At 66.2% G+C, this 15057-nt stretch carries 13 protein-coding genes; 11 read left to right on the top strand and 2 right to left on the bottom strand.

The window, feature by feature from the left end; all coding sequences use genetic code 11:
- Positions 1-251 precede the first annotated feature (251 nt).
- On the bottom strand, positions 252-1784 hold the full coding sequence (locus QU595_RS29630; protein ID WP_315928842.1) for a YifB family Mg chelatase-like AAA ATPase: 1533 nt from the start codon (positions 1782-1784) through the stop codon (positions 252-254).
- A 204-nt stretch (positions 1785-1988) separates the two neighbouring features.
- Positions 1989-2930: a glutathione synthase gene (gene gshB / locus QU595_RS29625; protein WP_315928872.1), complete on the bottom strand. Its 942-nt coding sequence runs from the start codon at positions 2928-2930 to the stop codon at positions 1989-1991.
- A 220-nt stretch (positions 2931-3150) separates the two neighbouring features.
- On the opposite strand from gshB, the gene QU595_RS29620 reads away from it, so the two are divergent.
- The 11 genes from QU595_RS29620 to QU595_RS29570 all read left to right on the top strand — a co-directional run bounded on the left by QU595_RS29620 (position 3151) and on the right by QU595_RS29570 (position 14928).
- Complete coding sequence (locus QU595_RS29620; RefSeq protein WP_315928840.1) at positions 3151-4500, top strand: putative bifunctional diguanylate cyclase/phosphodiesterase; 1350 nt, start codon at positions 3151-3153, stop codon at positions 4498-4500.
- 136 nt (positions 4501-4636) lie between these two features.
- Entirely contained in the window at positions 4637-5404 is a 768-nt protein-coding gene (locus tag QU595_RS29615; RefSeq protein ID WP_315928838.1) for an SDR family oxidoreductase, read from the top strand.
- On the top strand, positions 5401-6342 hold the full coding sequence (locus QU595_RS29610) for a 2-dehydro-3-deoxygalactonokinase (protein WP_315928836.1): 942 nt from the start codon (positions 5401-5403) through the stop codon (positions 6340-6342). The genes QU595_RS29615 and QU595_RS29610 overlap by 4 nt, the downstream gene beginning before the upstream one ends.
- On the top strand, positions 6339-6977 hold the full coding sequence (locus QU595_RS29605; protein ID WP_315928834.1) for a 2-dehydro-3-deoxy-6-phosphogalactonate aldolase: 639 nt from the start codon (positions 6339-6341) through the stop codon (positions 6975-6977). The genes QU595_RS29610 and QU595_RS29605 overlap by 4 nt, the downstream gene beginning before the upstream one ends.
- A gap of 6 nt (positions 6978-6983) precedes the next feature.
- Positions 6984-8039 (top strand): D-alanine:D-lactate ligase-like protein, encoded by a 1056-nt coding sequence (locus QU595_RS29600; protein WP_315928832.1) that lies wholly within the window; start codon positions 6984-6986, stop codon positions 8037-8039.
- 159 nt (positions 8040-8198) lie between these two features.
- Complete coding sequence (locus QU595_RS29595; RefSeq protein WP_410000600.1) at positions 8199-9839, top strand: ABC transporter substrate-binding protein; 1641 nt, start codon at positions 8199-8201, stop codon at positions 9837-9839.
- 19 nt (positions 9840-9858) lie between these two features.
- Positions 9859-10926: an ABC transporter permease gene (locus QU595_RS29590; protein WP_315928828.1), complete on the top strand. Its 1068-nt coding sequence runs from the start codon at positions 9859-9861 to the stop codon at positions 10924-10926.
- Complete coding sequence (nikC, locus tag QU595_RS29585) at positions 10923-11849, top strand: nickel transporter permease (RefSeq protein ID WP_315928826.1); 927 nt, start codon at positions 10923-10925, stop codon at positions 11847-11849. The genes QU595_RS29590 and nikC overlap by 4 nt, the downstream gene beginning before the upstream one ends.
- Positions 11850-11859: 10 nt before the next feature.
- A complete protein-coding gene (locus tag QU595_RS29580; RefSeq protein WP_315928824.1) occupies positions 11860-12711 on the top strand; it encodes an ABC transporter ATP-binding protein in 852 nt (283 codons plus the stop codon).
- Positions 12708-13457 carry an ABC transporter ATP-binding protein gene (locus QU595_RS29575; RefSeq protein ID WP_315928822.1) on the top strand — a complete coding sequence of 250 codons (750 nt, stop codon included), beginning with the start codon at positions 12708-12710 and terminating at the stop codon, positions 13455-13457. The genes QU595_RS29580 and QU595_RS29575 overlap by 4 nt, the downstream gene beginning before the upstream one ends.
- 196 nt (positions 13458-13653) lie before the next feature.
- Complete coding sequence (locus tag QU595_RS29570) at positions 13654-14928, top strand: 4-aminobutyrate--2-oxoglutarate transaminase (protein ID WP_315928820.1); 1275 nt, start codon at positions 13654-13656, stop codon at positions 14926-14928.
- Positions 14929-15057 lie beyond the last annotated feature (129 nt).

The raw sequence follows: 15057 nt of genomic DNA, 5'->3' as shown, positions 1-15057 counted from the left end.
CAATTTGAAGCGCCTCGTTTGAACCGACTGCTCGCGAGGCGCATTGTCGCCGGGCCGGACCATGGCGCCGCCCCGGTCAGCAACCAGGCATTTCCCGAACCTGCGCCGCTTTGAACGCGCCGGTCGTGCCGGCATCGTTTAACCTTTCGGCTCCGCATCGGTCGGATCTCGACTGTCCGAAAGCAGGCATCGTTTGCGACAGCAGACCACTTGTCGGCACGCGATTCCGGGAAAAATCGCTCCGAACCACCCTATGCCGCCTGCATCAGCCTGTCGGATGCCACGCGATAGGAGATGGCCTCGGCAAGATGGATGCGCCCGACCGTCTCGTTTCCCTCGAGATCGGCCAGCGTGCGCGCCACCTTGAGGATGCGGTGATAGGCCCTTGCCGACAGGCCGAGTTTTTCGCTGGCGTCGCCGAGCAGGGCCTGGCCGCCGGCGTCGGGAGCAGCGATCTTCTCGATCAGTGCCGCGCCGCAATGAGCGTTGGTGACGACGCCGGACGCGCCGAGCCTCTCGAAACGCTCGGCCTGAATGGCACGTGCGCGCGCCACGCGCGCTGCAACGGCGGCGCTGGGCTCCGACTGTCCGGGGCGCACGAGATCGCTCGCCGAGACGGCCGGCACCTCGACGCGCAGGTCGATGCGGTCCAGCAGCGGACCGGAAATGCGCGCCTGATAGTCGGCCTTGCAGCGTTCGCCGCGCGCGCAACGCCAGCCCGGCTCCCCGGCCATGCCGCAGCGGCATGGGTTCATGGCCGCGACAAGCTGGATGCGCGAAGGATAGGATATGCGATGATTGGCGCGGGCGATGACGCATTCGCCGGTCTCGAGCGGCTGGCGCAACGCATCCAGTGCCTGCGGGGAGAATTCCGGGAATTCGTCGAGGAAAAGCACGCCGTTATGTGCGAGCGAAACCTCGCCCGGCCGCGCACGCAGGCCGCCGCCCACCAGTGCCGCCATTGAAGCCGAATGATGCGGCGCCCTGAACGGCCGCCGGTCGCTCAATCGCCCTTCCGCCAGTTCGCCGGCAACCGACGCGATCATCGACACTTCCAGCAATTCCCTCGGCGCCAGCGGCGGCAGGATCGACGGCAGACGCTGCGCCAGCATGGACTTTCCCGAACCGGGCGGGCCAGCCATCAGCAGGTTGTGTCCGCCGGCGGCGGCCACCTCCAGCGCCCGACGGGCGCTCTCCTGCCCCTTGATGTCGGCAAGGTCCGGCAAGACACCCGCTCCCTGCCGCACGCCGGCTTCCGGCCTGGACAGGACCTGCGTGCCGCGAAAATGGTTGGCGATGGCTATCAGGCTGCGCGGCGCCAGTATGTCGATCTCCGCGCTCGCCCAAGCCGCTTCCGGCCCGCAGACATGCGGGCAGATGAGGCCCTTGCCTTCCGCATTGGCGCCGATCGCGGCCGGCAGCACGCCCGCGACCGCCGCAATGGCGCCGTCCAGCGACAATTCACCCAGCACCACATAGCCGGCCAGGGCATCCGCGGGGACGGCGCCGAGCGCCGCCATAAGCCCGAGTGCGATGGGCAGGTCGTAGTGGCTGCCTTCCTTGGGCAGGTCCGCCGGAGCCAGATTGACCGTCACCTTGCGCGCCGGCATCGACAGGCCGGAGGCATGAAGTGCCGCCTGCACGCGTTCCCGGCTTTCGGCGACCGCCTTGTCGGGCAGGCCGACGATCGACATGCCCACCTTGCCAGGCGCAACCATGACCTGCACATCGACCGGAACGGCCTCTATGCCCTGGAACGCGACCGTGCGCACCCGTGCGATCATTCCGAAAACCCCGCCCCACGCGGGCTCTGCGCCCGCAACGCCCGAAAGCGTCATTATCGGCAAGACAACCACGGAACGCGGTTCAAATCAAGAACATTAAGAGAACAATTTCGCGCCACGGCTGCGAGCGCGGTTGTGCCGGTTGCAATGCCGGAACATTGCGGCGGTCCAAGAGCGTCCGTTCGGATCGCGGCAGCGGCGCCCTCAGGCGCGCTTGGCCTCCACCGCGTCCCAAAAAAGAGCGGCGATGTCGGTGCCGCCGAAGCGTTTCACCTCGCGTATGCCGGTCGGCGAGGTGACGTTGATCTCGGTCATCCAGTCGCCGATGACGTCGATGCCGACGAGGATGAAGCCGCGTGCCTTGAGCGACGGTCCGATGGCCGCGCATATCTCGCGCTCGCGCGGGGTCAGCTCGGTCTTTTCGGCACGGCCGCCGACATGCATGTTGGAACGCGAATCATGTTCCGCCGGGACACGGTTGACCGCACCCACCGGCTCGCCATCGATCAGGATGATGCGCTTGTCTCCGGCGCGCACTTCCTTGAGGTAGCGCTGCACGATGAAGGGCTCGCGAAAGAGCTGGCCGAACATCTCGAGCAATGAAGCCAGGTTGCGGTCGGCTTCCTGCATGTGGAAGATGCCGGCGCCGCCATTGCCGTAGAGCGGCTTGACGATGATGTCGCCGTATTGGCGGCGGAAGGCGGCGACTTCCTGCGGGTCCTTGGTGATGAGGGTTTCCGGCATGAGGCCGGAGAATTCGGTGACGAAAATCTTCTCTGGGCTGTTGCGCACCCAGGCCGGATCGTTGACCACCAGCGTCTTCGGATGGATGCGCTCCAGCATATGCGTGGTGGTTATGTAGTTCATGTCGAAGGGCGGGTCCTGGCGCAGCAGCACCACGTCCATTTCCGAAAGATCGGTGCGCACCGGCTCGCCCAGCGAATAGTGGCTGCCCTTCTCGTCGCGCACCTGCATCTCCTCCACGCGGGCGAAGACGGTGGCGCCCCATTGGGAGAGCCGGTCGGGCGTGTAGTGATAGAGCTTGTGCCCGCGCCGCTGCGCTTCCAGGCAAAGCGCGAAGGTGGTGTCGCCCGCGATCGACACGGTCGAGATATGATCCATCTGGACAGCGATCTTGAGCGGCATGGCGGGACTACTCCTGAAACGATGCTCGGTCGCAAGCATTTATAGTCTCCCGACCCGCATGCCAATTGCCGCCTCGCGGTTTTCGCGGGATCGTCGGCCGAAACTGCCCATTGTTCTCGAAGCCCGGGACCGGATCCCCTGCCCTGGCGAGAGATACCTTTCCTAAAGGGTTTGCTGCGACTGTCGGAAAAAATACCGAAACAAAAAGCAGGAACAGGGAATGCACATGCCGTTTGGCGCCGCGCTGTCAGGCAGGGAAGGCGCAGATATGGCCTTGACGGATCCGCTTACCGGGCTTGGCAACCATCGCCGTTTCTTCGACAAGATCGACCGGCTGATCGCCGACCGCTCGGACGATCCGGCCCCGTTTGCCATCGGCATCCTCGACCTCGACGGCTTCAAGCCGATCAACGACCTGTTCGGGCACAAGGCCGGCGACGACATTCTGGTGCAGGTGGCGATGCGCCTGCGCGCCTCGATGGACGGGCATTCCACGGTTTGCCGTATCGGCGCGGACGAATTCGCCTTCCTCTACCCGCTCATCTTTTCCGAAGAGGCGGCGGCCGAAAAGGCGCGGATGCTGATCGAGATCCTGTCGGCGCCCTACGATGTCGGCGAACGCACCGCCAGGCTTTCAGCCTCCACGGGTTGTTCCCTGTTCTACTCCGGCGACGAGACCACGGAAATTCTCGTCAACAAGGCCGAGACCGCGCTCTATCACGCCAAGCGCTCCGGGCGCGGGCGGGTGGTGGTCTACACCCGAGAGATGGAAGAGGCAGCCAAGCGCGTGACGCGCATCGAGCAGGCGCTGCGCCGGGCCGTTTCGGCCGGAGAGGTCGAACCGCATTTCCAGCCGATCGTCGATCTCGGCACGCGCCGCACCGTCGGCTTCGAAACGCTGGCCCGCTGGACCGACCGCGATCTGGGCCCGGTGTCGCCGGCCGTTTTCATTCCGATCGCCGAGGAACGCGGCATCATCGGGCCGCTGTCGCAGCTCGTGTTGCGCAAGGCCGCCGAGGCGGCCCGCGGCTGGCCGAAGGAACTTTTCCTGTCGTTCAACCTGTCGCCCTCCCAGCTTGTCGATCAGAACACCGGGCTCCACATCCTGTCGATCCTGGACCGCACCGGCTTCGATCCGCGCCGGCTGGAGATCGAAATCACCGAAACCGGGCTGATGACCGATCCGGCTTCGGCCGAGAAGATCGTGAACGACCTTCGCAGCGTCGGCATCCGCGTTTCGCTGGACGATTTCGGCACCGGGCAATCGTCGCTCGGGCGGCTGCGCGAATTCCACTTCGACAAGCTGAAGATCGACCGCGCCTTCGTCTCCTCCATCCTCGACGACCGACCGTCGGAACACATCATCCGCGCGATCCTGGCCATGTGCGAGGGGCTCGGCATGGATGTCGTGGCCGAAGGCATCGAAGAGGAAGCGCAGGCGAGCCGGCTGATCGAATTCGGATGCGGCGGCGGCCAGGGCTTCCTGTTCGGCAAGCCGGCCGACGCGGCCGCCACGCTGGGCTACCTGCGCGATTCCTTCCGCGGCGCGTCGCGCGCCAAGGCCGTCTGAGCCCCCTTTCCGGATTTGTCTGACAAAATTCGGGAATTGGATATTTTCCTTCTTGTCGGCGGCATCGCGCGGAATAGGATGCAGCCGCTTCCCGACGGCCGAGCGGCCGGCGGTGGCGACAGGAAGGAGACCATCCATGATGCCAACGGCACGCTTCGCCGACCTCGAAGGCGCCTCGGTGCTGATCACGGGCGGCGGCTCCGGCATCGGGGCGGCGCTCACCGAAGGCTTCGCCCGACAGGGCGCCAAGGTCGCCTTCATCGATTTCGCCGAGAAGCCGAGCCAGGAAGTGTGCGACCGCGTCGCCGAGGCGACCGGCAACCGCCCGCTCCATCTCAAGTCAGACCTGCGCGACATCGCCGCCCTGCGCGAGGCGATCGACAAGGCGGCTGCCACGCACGGGCCGGTAACGGTGCTGGTCAACAACGCGGCGCGTGACGACCGCCACGCCGCCGAGGACCTGACGCCCGAGGACTGGGACAGCAATCTGTCGATCAACCTGCGGCCGCATTTCTTCACCGCGCAGGCGGTCGTGGGCGGCATGCAGAAGGCGGGGCGCGGCTCGATCATCAACTTCACCTCCACCTCTTTCATGCTCAACATAGGCGATATGCCTGCCTATACGGCCGCCAAGGCCGGCATCATCGGCCTCACCAAGGGGCTGGCGGGCCGCTACGGCAAGGACGGCATCCGCGTGAACGCGATCGCGCCCGGCTGGGTCATCACCGAGCGGCAGCGCGAATTGTGGGTGTCGGAGGAGAAGCTCGACCGGCATATCGGCCGGCAGGCGATTCCGAGAATGATGGTTGCCGACGACATGGTGGGCCCTTGTCTGTTCCTAGCCTCCGATGCCTCGGCCATGCTGACCGCGCAGACGATGATCGTCGACGGAGGCTTCCTGTGAACGCCGGTCCGGTCGTCGCCGCGGTTGACTGGGGCACGACGCGGCTGCGCGTCTGGCTGCTGGCCGGCGACGGCGCGGCGCTGGCCGAAAGGCGTGGCGACGACGGGCTGATCACCGCCCGCGAAACCGGTTTCGCCAAGGTGCTCGACCGTCATCTCGGCGCGCTCGGCGCGCCAGCCGGCCTGCCCGTCATCATGTGCGGCATGGTCGGCTCGCGCCAAGGCTGGGTCGAGGCGCCCTACGTGGACGTGCCGGCCCGCATCGACGCGATATTGGAAGGCGCCCTTCGTATCGGGGAAGAATCCCGCGACATCCGCATCGTGCCGGGCCTGGCGCAGAAGCTGGCCGACGCGCCCGATGTGATGCGCGGAGAGGAAACGCAACTCGCCGGCGCCGGCCTGGCGGGCAAAGGCCGTCATCTGGTCTGCATGCCGGGCACCCATTCCAAATGGGTTTCGGTCGAAGACGGCGCAGTGGCGGGCTTCGGCACATGGCCGACCGGAGAACTGTTTTCCGTTCTGGCCGGTCATTCGATCCTGCGCCATTCGCTGGGCGAGCCTCCGGCCTCCGTCGCGGCCGACGATCCGTTCTTCCGCCGCTGGTGCGAAGCCGCGCTGGCCGAGGGCGGCGACGTCTCGGCAAGGCTGTTCTCCATCCGCGCCGCCGGGCTGCTGCACGGCCTGAAGCCAGAGCAGGCCGCCGCCTGCCTGTCCGGCCTGCTGATCGGCGGCGAGATCGCTTCCGCCACCCGTCGCCACCATGGCACCGGACAATCGGTGACGCTGATAGCGTCCGGCGCGCTGGGCGTGCTTTACAGCGCAGCGCTTGGGCTGGCCGGACTGCGCATCCGGCCTGTCGATGCCGACAAAGCCGTGCGCGCGGGCCTGTTCGCGGCCGCCCGCCAGAACGGGATGTTTGCCGAAGGAGCTTCCGCTTGACCCCCACCGCACCTTTTCCCAAGCTGAAGCGCGGGCTGGTCGCCATCCTGCGCGGCCTGACGCCCCCGGAGGCGGTGGCGGTCGCCCAGTCCATCCATGCGGCCGGCATCGAGGCGATCGAGGTGCCGCTCAATTCGCCCGATCCGTTCACCTCCATTGCGTCCATTGCCGAGGCGCTGCCGGAAACCGCGCTGGTCGGCGCCGGCACCGTGCTTGCCCCCGCCGATGTGGATGCGCTGGCCGAAGCCGGCGGCCGGCTGCTGGTCAGCCCCAACATCGATGCCGGAGTGATGAAGCGGGCCGCGCATCATGGCATGGTGACCATGCCCGGCGTGTTCACGCCGACCGAGGCGTTCCAGGCACTGGCGCTCGGGGCTTCGGCGCTGAAATTCTTTCCGGCCAGCGTGCTGGGGCCGGGCGGCATCGCAGCTATGCGGGCCGTGCTGCCGAAAGACGCGGCCGTCGGCGCGGTGGGCGGTGTGTCCGAGAAGGATTTCGCCGGCTACAAGGCGGCCGGCGTGACTTTGTTCGGTCTCGGCTCCAGCCTGTTCAAGCCGGGCATGACGGCGGCGGAAGTCGGCGACCGGGCCGCCGCTGCGGCGCAAGCCTGGGACGAGGTCTTTGCAAAGGGCTGATCGGCGATGGCAAAACCGCTGCTGGTGCTGATCCACGAACCGGAAAAAGCCTGCTTCGATCGTCTGCTCGCCGACGGTTTCGATGCGGGCCATGCCGCGGAAATCTCTTCCTATCTCGCGCAATCGACCGATCTCGAACCCGAATTCGGCGAGATCGGACGCGCCTGCGCGGCGCGCGGCCTTTCCTTCCTCCCTCTGCGGCTCGACGAGGCCGCGAACGGTCTTTCGGGCCGCGACCCGGGCAGCACGCTGGTCTGGACGTTGACGGACGGCGTCGCCTACTTCCGCGGCGGGGCAGCCCCAGCGCTGGCGCGGCTGAACGGCCTCAGGATTTTCGGCTCCGACGATTCGTTGTTCGCGCTCTGCCAGGACAAGTTCCGGTCCGGCGCGGTGTTTGCCGCGCTCGGCCTTCCGGTGCCCGCCGCCGGACTTGCGCGCGATGGCCGCTGGCTGGTCGAGCCGCCGGCCTCGCAGGACGGCTGGTTCGTGAAGCCCAACCGCCTCGGCGCCAAGATCGGCATCTGGCCGGATTCGCATTGCCGCGACCTCGACGGCGCACGCGATCTCAGCCATCGCATTTTCACCCGCTACCGGGACGACGCGATCGTGCAGCCCTACGTTGCGGGCCGCAATGTCCGGGCGAGTTTCCTCGCCGCCGCGCCGCAAACAGGCCCGGAGGCATTGGGCATATCCTTCGTGGAATCCGGCGGCGATTTCCAGACCATGGAGGACAGTCTGGCACTCTATGGCGACACCGGAACGGCCGCCAAGGCAAACGGCGCCTATGCGGAACCGGAGCTTGTGCCGGTCGCGGCCAGCCAGTCGGCAGCGGACAGGAAAATCAGGGCCATCGCGGCAAAACTGATGGACGCGCTCGGCCTGCGCGACGTGTTTTCGCTCGATCTGCGCGTCGAAGCCGGCGGTGCTGTGCATCTCATCGAGTTCGAAGTCTGCCCCGGCCTGCCCTGTTTCGATTTCCGCGCCTACTGCCGCTCGCAATGGCGGATGGGGCTACCCGAAGCCATGGCGCAAGCCGCATGCGCCCGACTCGAAATGAAATAAATCGTAGCGCGAAAATAGAACAGCGGCCCCCGTTGCCGGGTTTCGCGACGGCGGATATGGTTGCCGCCATCAGGTCCGTCCCACGCGGGAACCGCGGGAACGGACAGACAATGCCGGGTCGGGAGCCCGGTTCAACGAAAACAGGGAACAAGGCACATGATGATGGACAGAATCGCACTTCGATCCCGCTTCTGGCTCGCGGGCGCAGCCGTTTCGGCGCTGGTACTTGCCGGCACGCCCGCATTTGCGGTGACGCCGCCCGACACATTGGTCGAGGGTTTTGCGATCGACGACATCATCACCGTGGACCCGGCCGAGGCATTCGAGCTTTCGACGGCCGAGGTGACCGCCAACACCTACGACCTGCTGGTCCGGCTCGATCTCGACGATACGTCCAAGGTCAAGGGCGACCTCGCCGAAAGCTGGACGGTTTCCGACGACGGGCTGACCTACACCTTCAAGCTCAGGCCCAACATGAAATTCGCCTCCGGCAACCCGATCACCGCCGAGGACGTGGCCTGGTCGTTCGAGCGCGTCATCAAGCTGGACAAGAGCCCGGCCTTCATCCTCGGCCAGTTCGGCCTGACCGGCGACAATGTGACGGAGAAGGCCAAGGCGGCGGACGCCAATACCTTCGTCTTCACGGTCGACAAGGCCTATGCGCCGAGCTTCGTTCTGAACTGCCTGTCCGCGACGGTCGGGTCGGTGGTGGACAAGAAGGTGGTGCTGGAGCACGTCAAGGCCATGACGCCGAGCACCGACTTCAAATACGACAATGATTTCGGCAACGACTGGCTGAAGACCCATTCGGCCGGCTCCGGCCAGTTCACGCTGCGGGAGTGGCGCGCCAACGAGGCGGTCGTCATGGAGCGCAACGACAATTACAACGGCGAGAAGGCCAAGCTCGCCCGCGTCATCTACCGGCACATGAAGGAAAGCTCCGGCCAGCGGCTGGCGCTGGAGGCCGGCGACATCGACGTCGCCCGCAACCTCGATCCGAACGATCTCGACGCGGTGGCCAAGAACGACAAGGTCGCCACCACCAGCGCTCCGAAGGGCACGGTCTACTACATCAGCTTCAACCAGAAGAACGAGAAGCTGGCCAAGCCGGAGGTGCGGCAGGCGTTCAAATATCTGATCGACTACGACGCCATCGGCTCGACGCTGATCAAGGGCATCGGCGAGATTCACCAGACCTTCCTGCCGAAGGGCGTGCTGGGCGAACTCGACGAGAACCCGTTCAAGCTCGACGTGGCCAAGGCCAAGGAGCTACTGGAGAAGGCCGGGCTGAAGGACGGCTTCTCGGTGACCATGGACGTGCGCAACACCCAGCCGGTCACGGCGATCTCGGAATCCTTCCAGCAGACCGCCGGCCAGGCCGGCATCAAGGTCGAGATCATTCCCGGCGACGGCAAGCAGACGCTGACGAAGTACCGCGCCCGCAACCACGACATCTATATCGGCCAATGGGGCCAGGACTATTTCGACCCGAACTCCAACGCGCAGACCTTCGCCTCCAACACCGACAATTCCGACGAAGGCAAGAACAAGACGCTGGCCTGGCGCAACGACTGGGACGTGCCGGAACTGACCAAGCAGACGGAAGCGGCGCTGCTCGAAAAGGATGCCGGCAAGCGCGCAGAAATGTACCAGAAGCTGCAGAAGGAGGTGCTGGACACCAGCCCCTTCGCCATCATCTACCAGCAGACCGAAGTGGCGGGCCTGCGCAGCAACGTGAAGGGCTTCAAGCTCGGCCCGAGCTTCGACACCAACTTCGTGGGCAATATCTCCAAGGAATAGCCCGGAAGGAACGCGTCGCTTGAGCGTGACCGAAACGCAGGCGGGGGCGCGCCGCGGCAGCGGCCGTGCTTCCGCGTTGCTGGCATCCATCGCCCGCTTCCTCGTCATCGCCGTCACGACCTATCTGGGTCTGCTGGCGGTGACCTTCTTCATCGGCCGGGTGATCCCGATCGACCCGGTGCTGGCGGTGCTGGGCGACCGCGCGCCTGCAAGCGTGGTCGAACGCACCCGCCGCGAGATGGGCCTGGACCTGCCGTTGATCGAGCAGTTCTACATCTACATCAAGGGCGTGCTGGCCGGAGATTTCGGCCGGTCGGTGCTGACCACCAACCCGGTGATGGACGATATCCGTCGGGTCTTCCCCGCCACCATCGAACTGGCGACGCTCGGCACGCTGATCGGCTCGGCGGTCGGCATTCCGCTCGGCGTGCTGGCGGCGGTGAGGCGCGGCAGCCTCATCGACCAGATCGTGCGCGTCATCGGCCTGATCGGCTATTCGGTGCCGATCTTCTGGCTCGGCCTGCTGTCGCTGGTGCTGTTCTACGCCAAGCTGCAATGGGCGGCGTTCCCCGGCCGCGTCGACATCGCCTACGAATATTCCTTCACGCCGGTCACCGGCTTCTTCCTGATCGACTCGGCCATGCAGGGCCAGTGGGACGTCTTCCGCGACGTGCTGCGCCACATCCTCCTGCCGGCATGCCTGCTCGGCTATTTCTCACTGGCCTATATCAGCCGCATGACCCGCTCCTTCATGCTGAACGAGCTTAGCCAGGAATACATCGTGGCCGCCCGCGCCAAAGGCCTGTCGGAAACGCGCATCATATGGGGCCATGCGCTGCGCAACGCCGCCGTGCCGATGGTGACGGTGATCGCGCTTTCCTATGCCGGCCTGCTGGAAGGCTCGGTGCTGACGGAGACGGTGTTCTCCTGGCCCGGCATCGGCCTCTACATCACCAATTCGCTGCAGAACGCCGACATGAACGCGGTGCTCGGCGGCACCATCATCATCGGCTCGGTGTTCATCGCCATCAACCTGTTCGCGGACCTGCTCTACCGCGTGCTCGACCCGAGGACCAAGGCGCAATGAGCGCAGCGAACCAGCCCGCCATGACCCGCCGCGAATGGCTGCTTTCGGAGCGGCCGGCCTCGCGCACGCAGGCCAGGCTCGGCCGCGCCTACGTCACCTGGCGGCGCTTCTCCGCCAACCGCCTGGCCCTGGTCGGCCTGTTCATCATCGTCGCGCTGTTGCTGGTCGCCGCTTTCGCCGACCAGCTCGCGCCCTACTCGCCGGTCGTCGGCGACCTCAAGAGCGCGCGGCTGCTGCCGCCGTCGGCGCAACATTGGTTCGGGACGGACGATCTCGGCCGCGACATCTATTCGCGCATCATCTACGGCTCGCGGCTGACCCTGTTCGTGGTCGTTCTGGTGGCGATCATCGCCGCGCCGATCGGCCTCGTCGTGGGCACCGTCGCGGGCTATGCCGGCGGCTGGACCGACGCGGTGCTGATGCGCATCACCGATATCTTCCTCGCCTTCCCGAAGCTGATCCTGGCGCTGGCCTTCGTCGCAGCGCTCGGGCCCGGCATCGAGAATGCGGTGCTGGCGATCGCCATCACCTCCTGGCCGCCCTATGCGCGCATCGCGCGCGCCGAGACGCTGACGGTGCGCAATTCCGACTACATCAAGGCGGTCGAGCTGATGGGCGCCTCGTCCTTCCGCATCGTTCTGCGCCACATCATGCCGATGTGCATTTCTTCGCTCATCGTCAGGGTGACGCTGGACATGGCCGGCATCATCCTCACCGCCGCGGGGCTCGGCTTCGTCGGCCTCGGCGCGCAGCCGCCCCTGCCCGAATGGGGCGCGATGATCGCGTCCGGCCGCCGCTTCATCCTCGACCAATGGTGGGTGGCCGGCGCGCCGGGTTTCGCCATTCTCATCGTCAGCCTCGGCTTCAACCTGCTGGGCGACGGCCTGCGCGACGCGCTTGATCCCCGAAGCGGCGACCAGTGAGCGGCGATCGATGAATCCGACAACCGGCAGCGGCAATCTTCTCGAAGTGGACGACCTGCGCGTCATCTTCCCCACGCGCACCGGCACAGTGGAAGCGGTGCGCGGTGTTTCCTTCTCGCTTGGCCGCGAGCGGCTGGGCATCGTCGGCGAATCCGGTTCCGGCAAATCACAGACCGGCCGCGCCATCATGGGGCTGACGCCGCCGCAGGCGAAAGTCACGGCCAAGAAGCTTGCTTTCAGCGGCATGGATCTGTTGTCGTTGCCGGCGCGCGAAAGGCGGGCGCTGCGCGGAAAGCGCATCGCCATGATCCTGCAGGACCCGAAATATTCACTCGATCCGGTGATGACCATCGGCCGCCAGATCGTGGAAGCGCTGCGCGCGCATGAAAAGGTGTCGAAGACGGAGGCGCGGGAGCGGGCGCTGGACATGCTGGCCGCCGTGCAGATCCGCGATCCGAAGCGCGTCTTCGACCTGCATCCGCACGAAGTGTCGGGCGGCATGGGCCAGCGCGCGATGATCGCCATGATGCTGGTCGCCGGGCCCGAGCTGATGATCGCCGACGAGCCGACCTCGGCGCTCGACGTCACGGTCCAGCTCGACGTGCTGAACATCCTCGACAAGCTGGTTGCGGAGCGCGGCATGGGGCTGATCTTCATCTCGCACGATCTGCGCCTCGTCTCCTCCTTCTGCGACCGTGTCGTGGTGATGTATGCCGGCAAGGTGGTGGAACAGTTGCGGGCTTCCGAGCTCTCGCGCGCCCAGCACCCCTACACGCGCGGCTTGCTCGACTGCATGCCCAAGATCGGCGCCGACCGGCACCCGCTGCCGGTGCTGGAGCGCAAGGCGGAGTGGGCGGCATGAGCGCGGCCGTCGCCGTCGACCGGCTGGAAGTGGTGTTCGACCGCTTCCGCGCGCTGAACGGCGTGAGCCTCGATGTGCAGCCCGGTGAATCCTTCGGTCTGGTCGGGGAATCCGGTTCGGGCAAATCGACGCTGCTGCGCGCCATCGCCGGACTGGTGCCGGTCGCCTCCGGCACGATCTCCGTCAACGGCCGGCAGCTTGGCCGCCGGCGCGACAAGGCGTTCTACCGCCAGGTGCAGATGGTGTTCCAGGATCCCTACGGTTCGCTGCATCCGCGCCAGACGGTCGATCGCCTGTTGCAGGAGCCGCTGGCCATCCACGGCATCGGCGACGGCGAAAAGCGCATCCGGCGCGCGCTCGACGAGGTGGGGCTCGGCTCCGGCTTCCGCTTCCGCTATTCGCACCAGCTTTCCGGCGGCCAGCGCCAGCGCGTGGCCATCGCCCGCGCGCTGATCCTCGAACCGTCGATCCTGCTGCTGGACGAGCCGACCTCGGCGCTCGACGCCTCGGTGCAGGCGGAGGTGCTGAACCTGCTCGAAGAGGTGCGGCGGCGCCGCAACCTGACCTTCCTGATGGTCAGTCACGATCTCGCCGTCATCACCCATATGTGCGAGCGGCTGCTGGTGATGCAGAACGGCGAGGCGGTCGAGATGCTCGCCGCGCGGGATCTCGCAGGGCGCAATGTCGAGCAGGACTACACCCGCCGCCTGCTGAAGGCGAGCGAGGGCTTTTCACGCCCAGCCTGAACCGGTGCTGCTGCGCGTGCGCAGCCGAGTGCGCCACCGGCCCGGTATCGGCCTCTAAAATCCGGGTTTTTCGGCGGCAGGCCGGACACCGCTGGCACAACGGCCTTATTCCAGTGTTGGCTTGAGGAATCCTTGAAATCGCGCGACAAGGGCCGGAAGGCCGTCGGCACCGGCGGCCGCCCCTAGGAGAAACATCGTGAAGAATTCCGCCATTTCCGAGCGCAAGAACCATGCGATCTCGCGCGGCGTCGGCATGACGACGCAGATCTATGCCGACCGCGCCGAGAATTCCGAAATCTGGGACGTCGAGGGCCGCCGCTACATCGACTTCGCCGGCGGCATCGCCGTGGTCAACACCGGCCACCGCCACCCCAAGGTGATCGAGGCCGTCAAGGCCCAGCTCGACCGCTTCACCCACACCTGCCACCAAGTCGTGCCTTACGAGAACTACGTGCATCTGGCCGAGCGGCTGAACGCCATGCTGCCGGGCAAGTTCGAGAAGAAGACGCTGTTCGCCACCACCGGCGCCGAGGCGGTGGAAAATGCGATCAAGATCGCGCGCCACGCCACCGGGCGCCAGGCGGTCATCGCCTTCACCGGCGGCTTCCACGGCCGCACCTTCATGGGCATGGCGCTGACCGGCAAGGTGCAGCCCTACAAGGCCGGTTTCGGCGCCATGCCGGGCGACGTCTTCCACGTCCCGTTCCCGACCGAACTGCACGGCGTGTCGGTTGCCGATTCGCTGGCGGCGCTGGACAAGCTGTTCAAGGCCGATGTCGATCCGGCACGCGTCGCCGCCATCATCCTCGAGCCCGTGCAGGGCGAAGGCGGCTTCTACGAGGCGCCGCGCGAGCTGATGTCGGCGCTGCGCAAGGTCTGCGACCAGCACGGCATCCTGCTCATCGCCGACGAGGTGCAGACCGGCTTCGCGCGCACCGGCAAGATGTTCGCCATGGAGCATTACGACGTCGCGCCCGACCTCACCACCATGGCCAAGAGCCTTGCCGGCGGTTTCCCGCTTTCGGCCGTCACCGGCCGGGCGGAGCTGATGGATTCTCCGAATCCGGGCGGCCTCGGCGGCACCTATGCCGGCAACCCGCTCGGCATCGCGGCGGCCCATGCCGTGCTCGACGTGATCGAGGAAGAGAAGCTGTGCGAGCGCGCCGAGACGCTCGGCGCCAGGCTCAAGCAGCGCCTGGTTTCGCTGCGCGACGACGTGCCCGAGATCGTGGACGTTCGCGGCCCCGGTTTCATGAACGCCGTCGAGTTCAACGATGTGAAGAAGAACGCGCCATCGGCCGAGTTCGCCAATGCCGTGCGCCTCAAGGCGCTCGACAAGGGGCTGATCCTGCTGACCTGCGGCGTCTACGGCAACGTCATCCGCTTCCTGTCGCCCATCACCATCCAGGACAATGTGATGACCGAGGCGCTCGACATTCTCGAAGCTTCGGTGCGCGAGGCGCGCGCGTAACGCTTCCTAGAGCGTTTCACGGATTGACGGAATCGACGGGATTCCCTGTTTGATAGTTTTGTGATTCAAAATGCTGGCTGGGCAGGAGGCCAGCATCTGATGACAGCACCTCTTTCCAACGATCTTCGC

It is taken from the genome of Mesorhizobium sp. SP-1A (assembly GCF_032460275.1).
In the GTDB taxonomy this organism is placed as follows: Bacteria; Pseudomonadota; Alphaproteobacteria; order Rhizobiales; family Rhizobiaceae; genus Mesorhizobium.
The sequence above is the reverse complement of the archived record's forward strand: the minus strand, read 5'-3'. Positions and strand labels throughout refer to the sequence as shown.

Coding starts and splice junctions, on each gene's coding strand:
- QU595_RS29630 (WP_315928842.1), bottom strand. CDS start 1,784: ATGATCGCACGGGTGCGCACGGTCGCGTTCCAGGGCATAGAGGCCGTT.
- gshB (WP_315928872.1), bottom strand. CDS start 2,930: ATGCCGCTCAAGATCGCTGTCCAGATGGATCATATCTCGACCGTGTCG.
- QU595_RS29620 (WP_315928840.1), top strand. CDS start 3,151: ATGCACATGCCGTTTGGCGCCGCGCTGTCAGGCAGGGAAGGCGCAGAT.
- QU595_RS29615 (WP_315928838.1), top strand. CDS start 4,637: ATGATGCCAACGGCACGCTTCGCCGACCTCGAAGGCGCCTCGGTGCTG.
- QU595_RS29600 (WP_315928832.1), top strand. CDS start 6,984: ATGGCAAAACCGCTGCTGGTGCTGATCCACGAACCGGAAAAAGCCTGC.
- QU595_RS29595 (WP_410000600.1), top strand. CDS start 8,199: ATGATGGACAGAATCGCACTTCGATCCCGCTTCTGGCTCGCGGGCGCA.
- nikC (WP_315928826.1), top strand. CDS start 10,923: ATGAGCGCAGCGAACCAGCCCGCCATGACCCGCCGCGAATGGCTGCTT.
- QU595_RS29580 (WP_315928824.1), top strand. CDS start 11,860: ATGAATCCGACAACCGGCAGCGGCAATCTTCTCGAAGTGGACGACCTG.
- QU595_RS29575 (WP_315928822.1), top strand. CDS start 12,708: ATGAGCGCGGCCGTCGCCGTCGACCGGCTGGAAGTGGTGTTCGACCGC.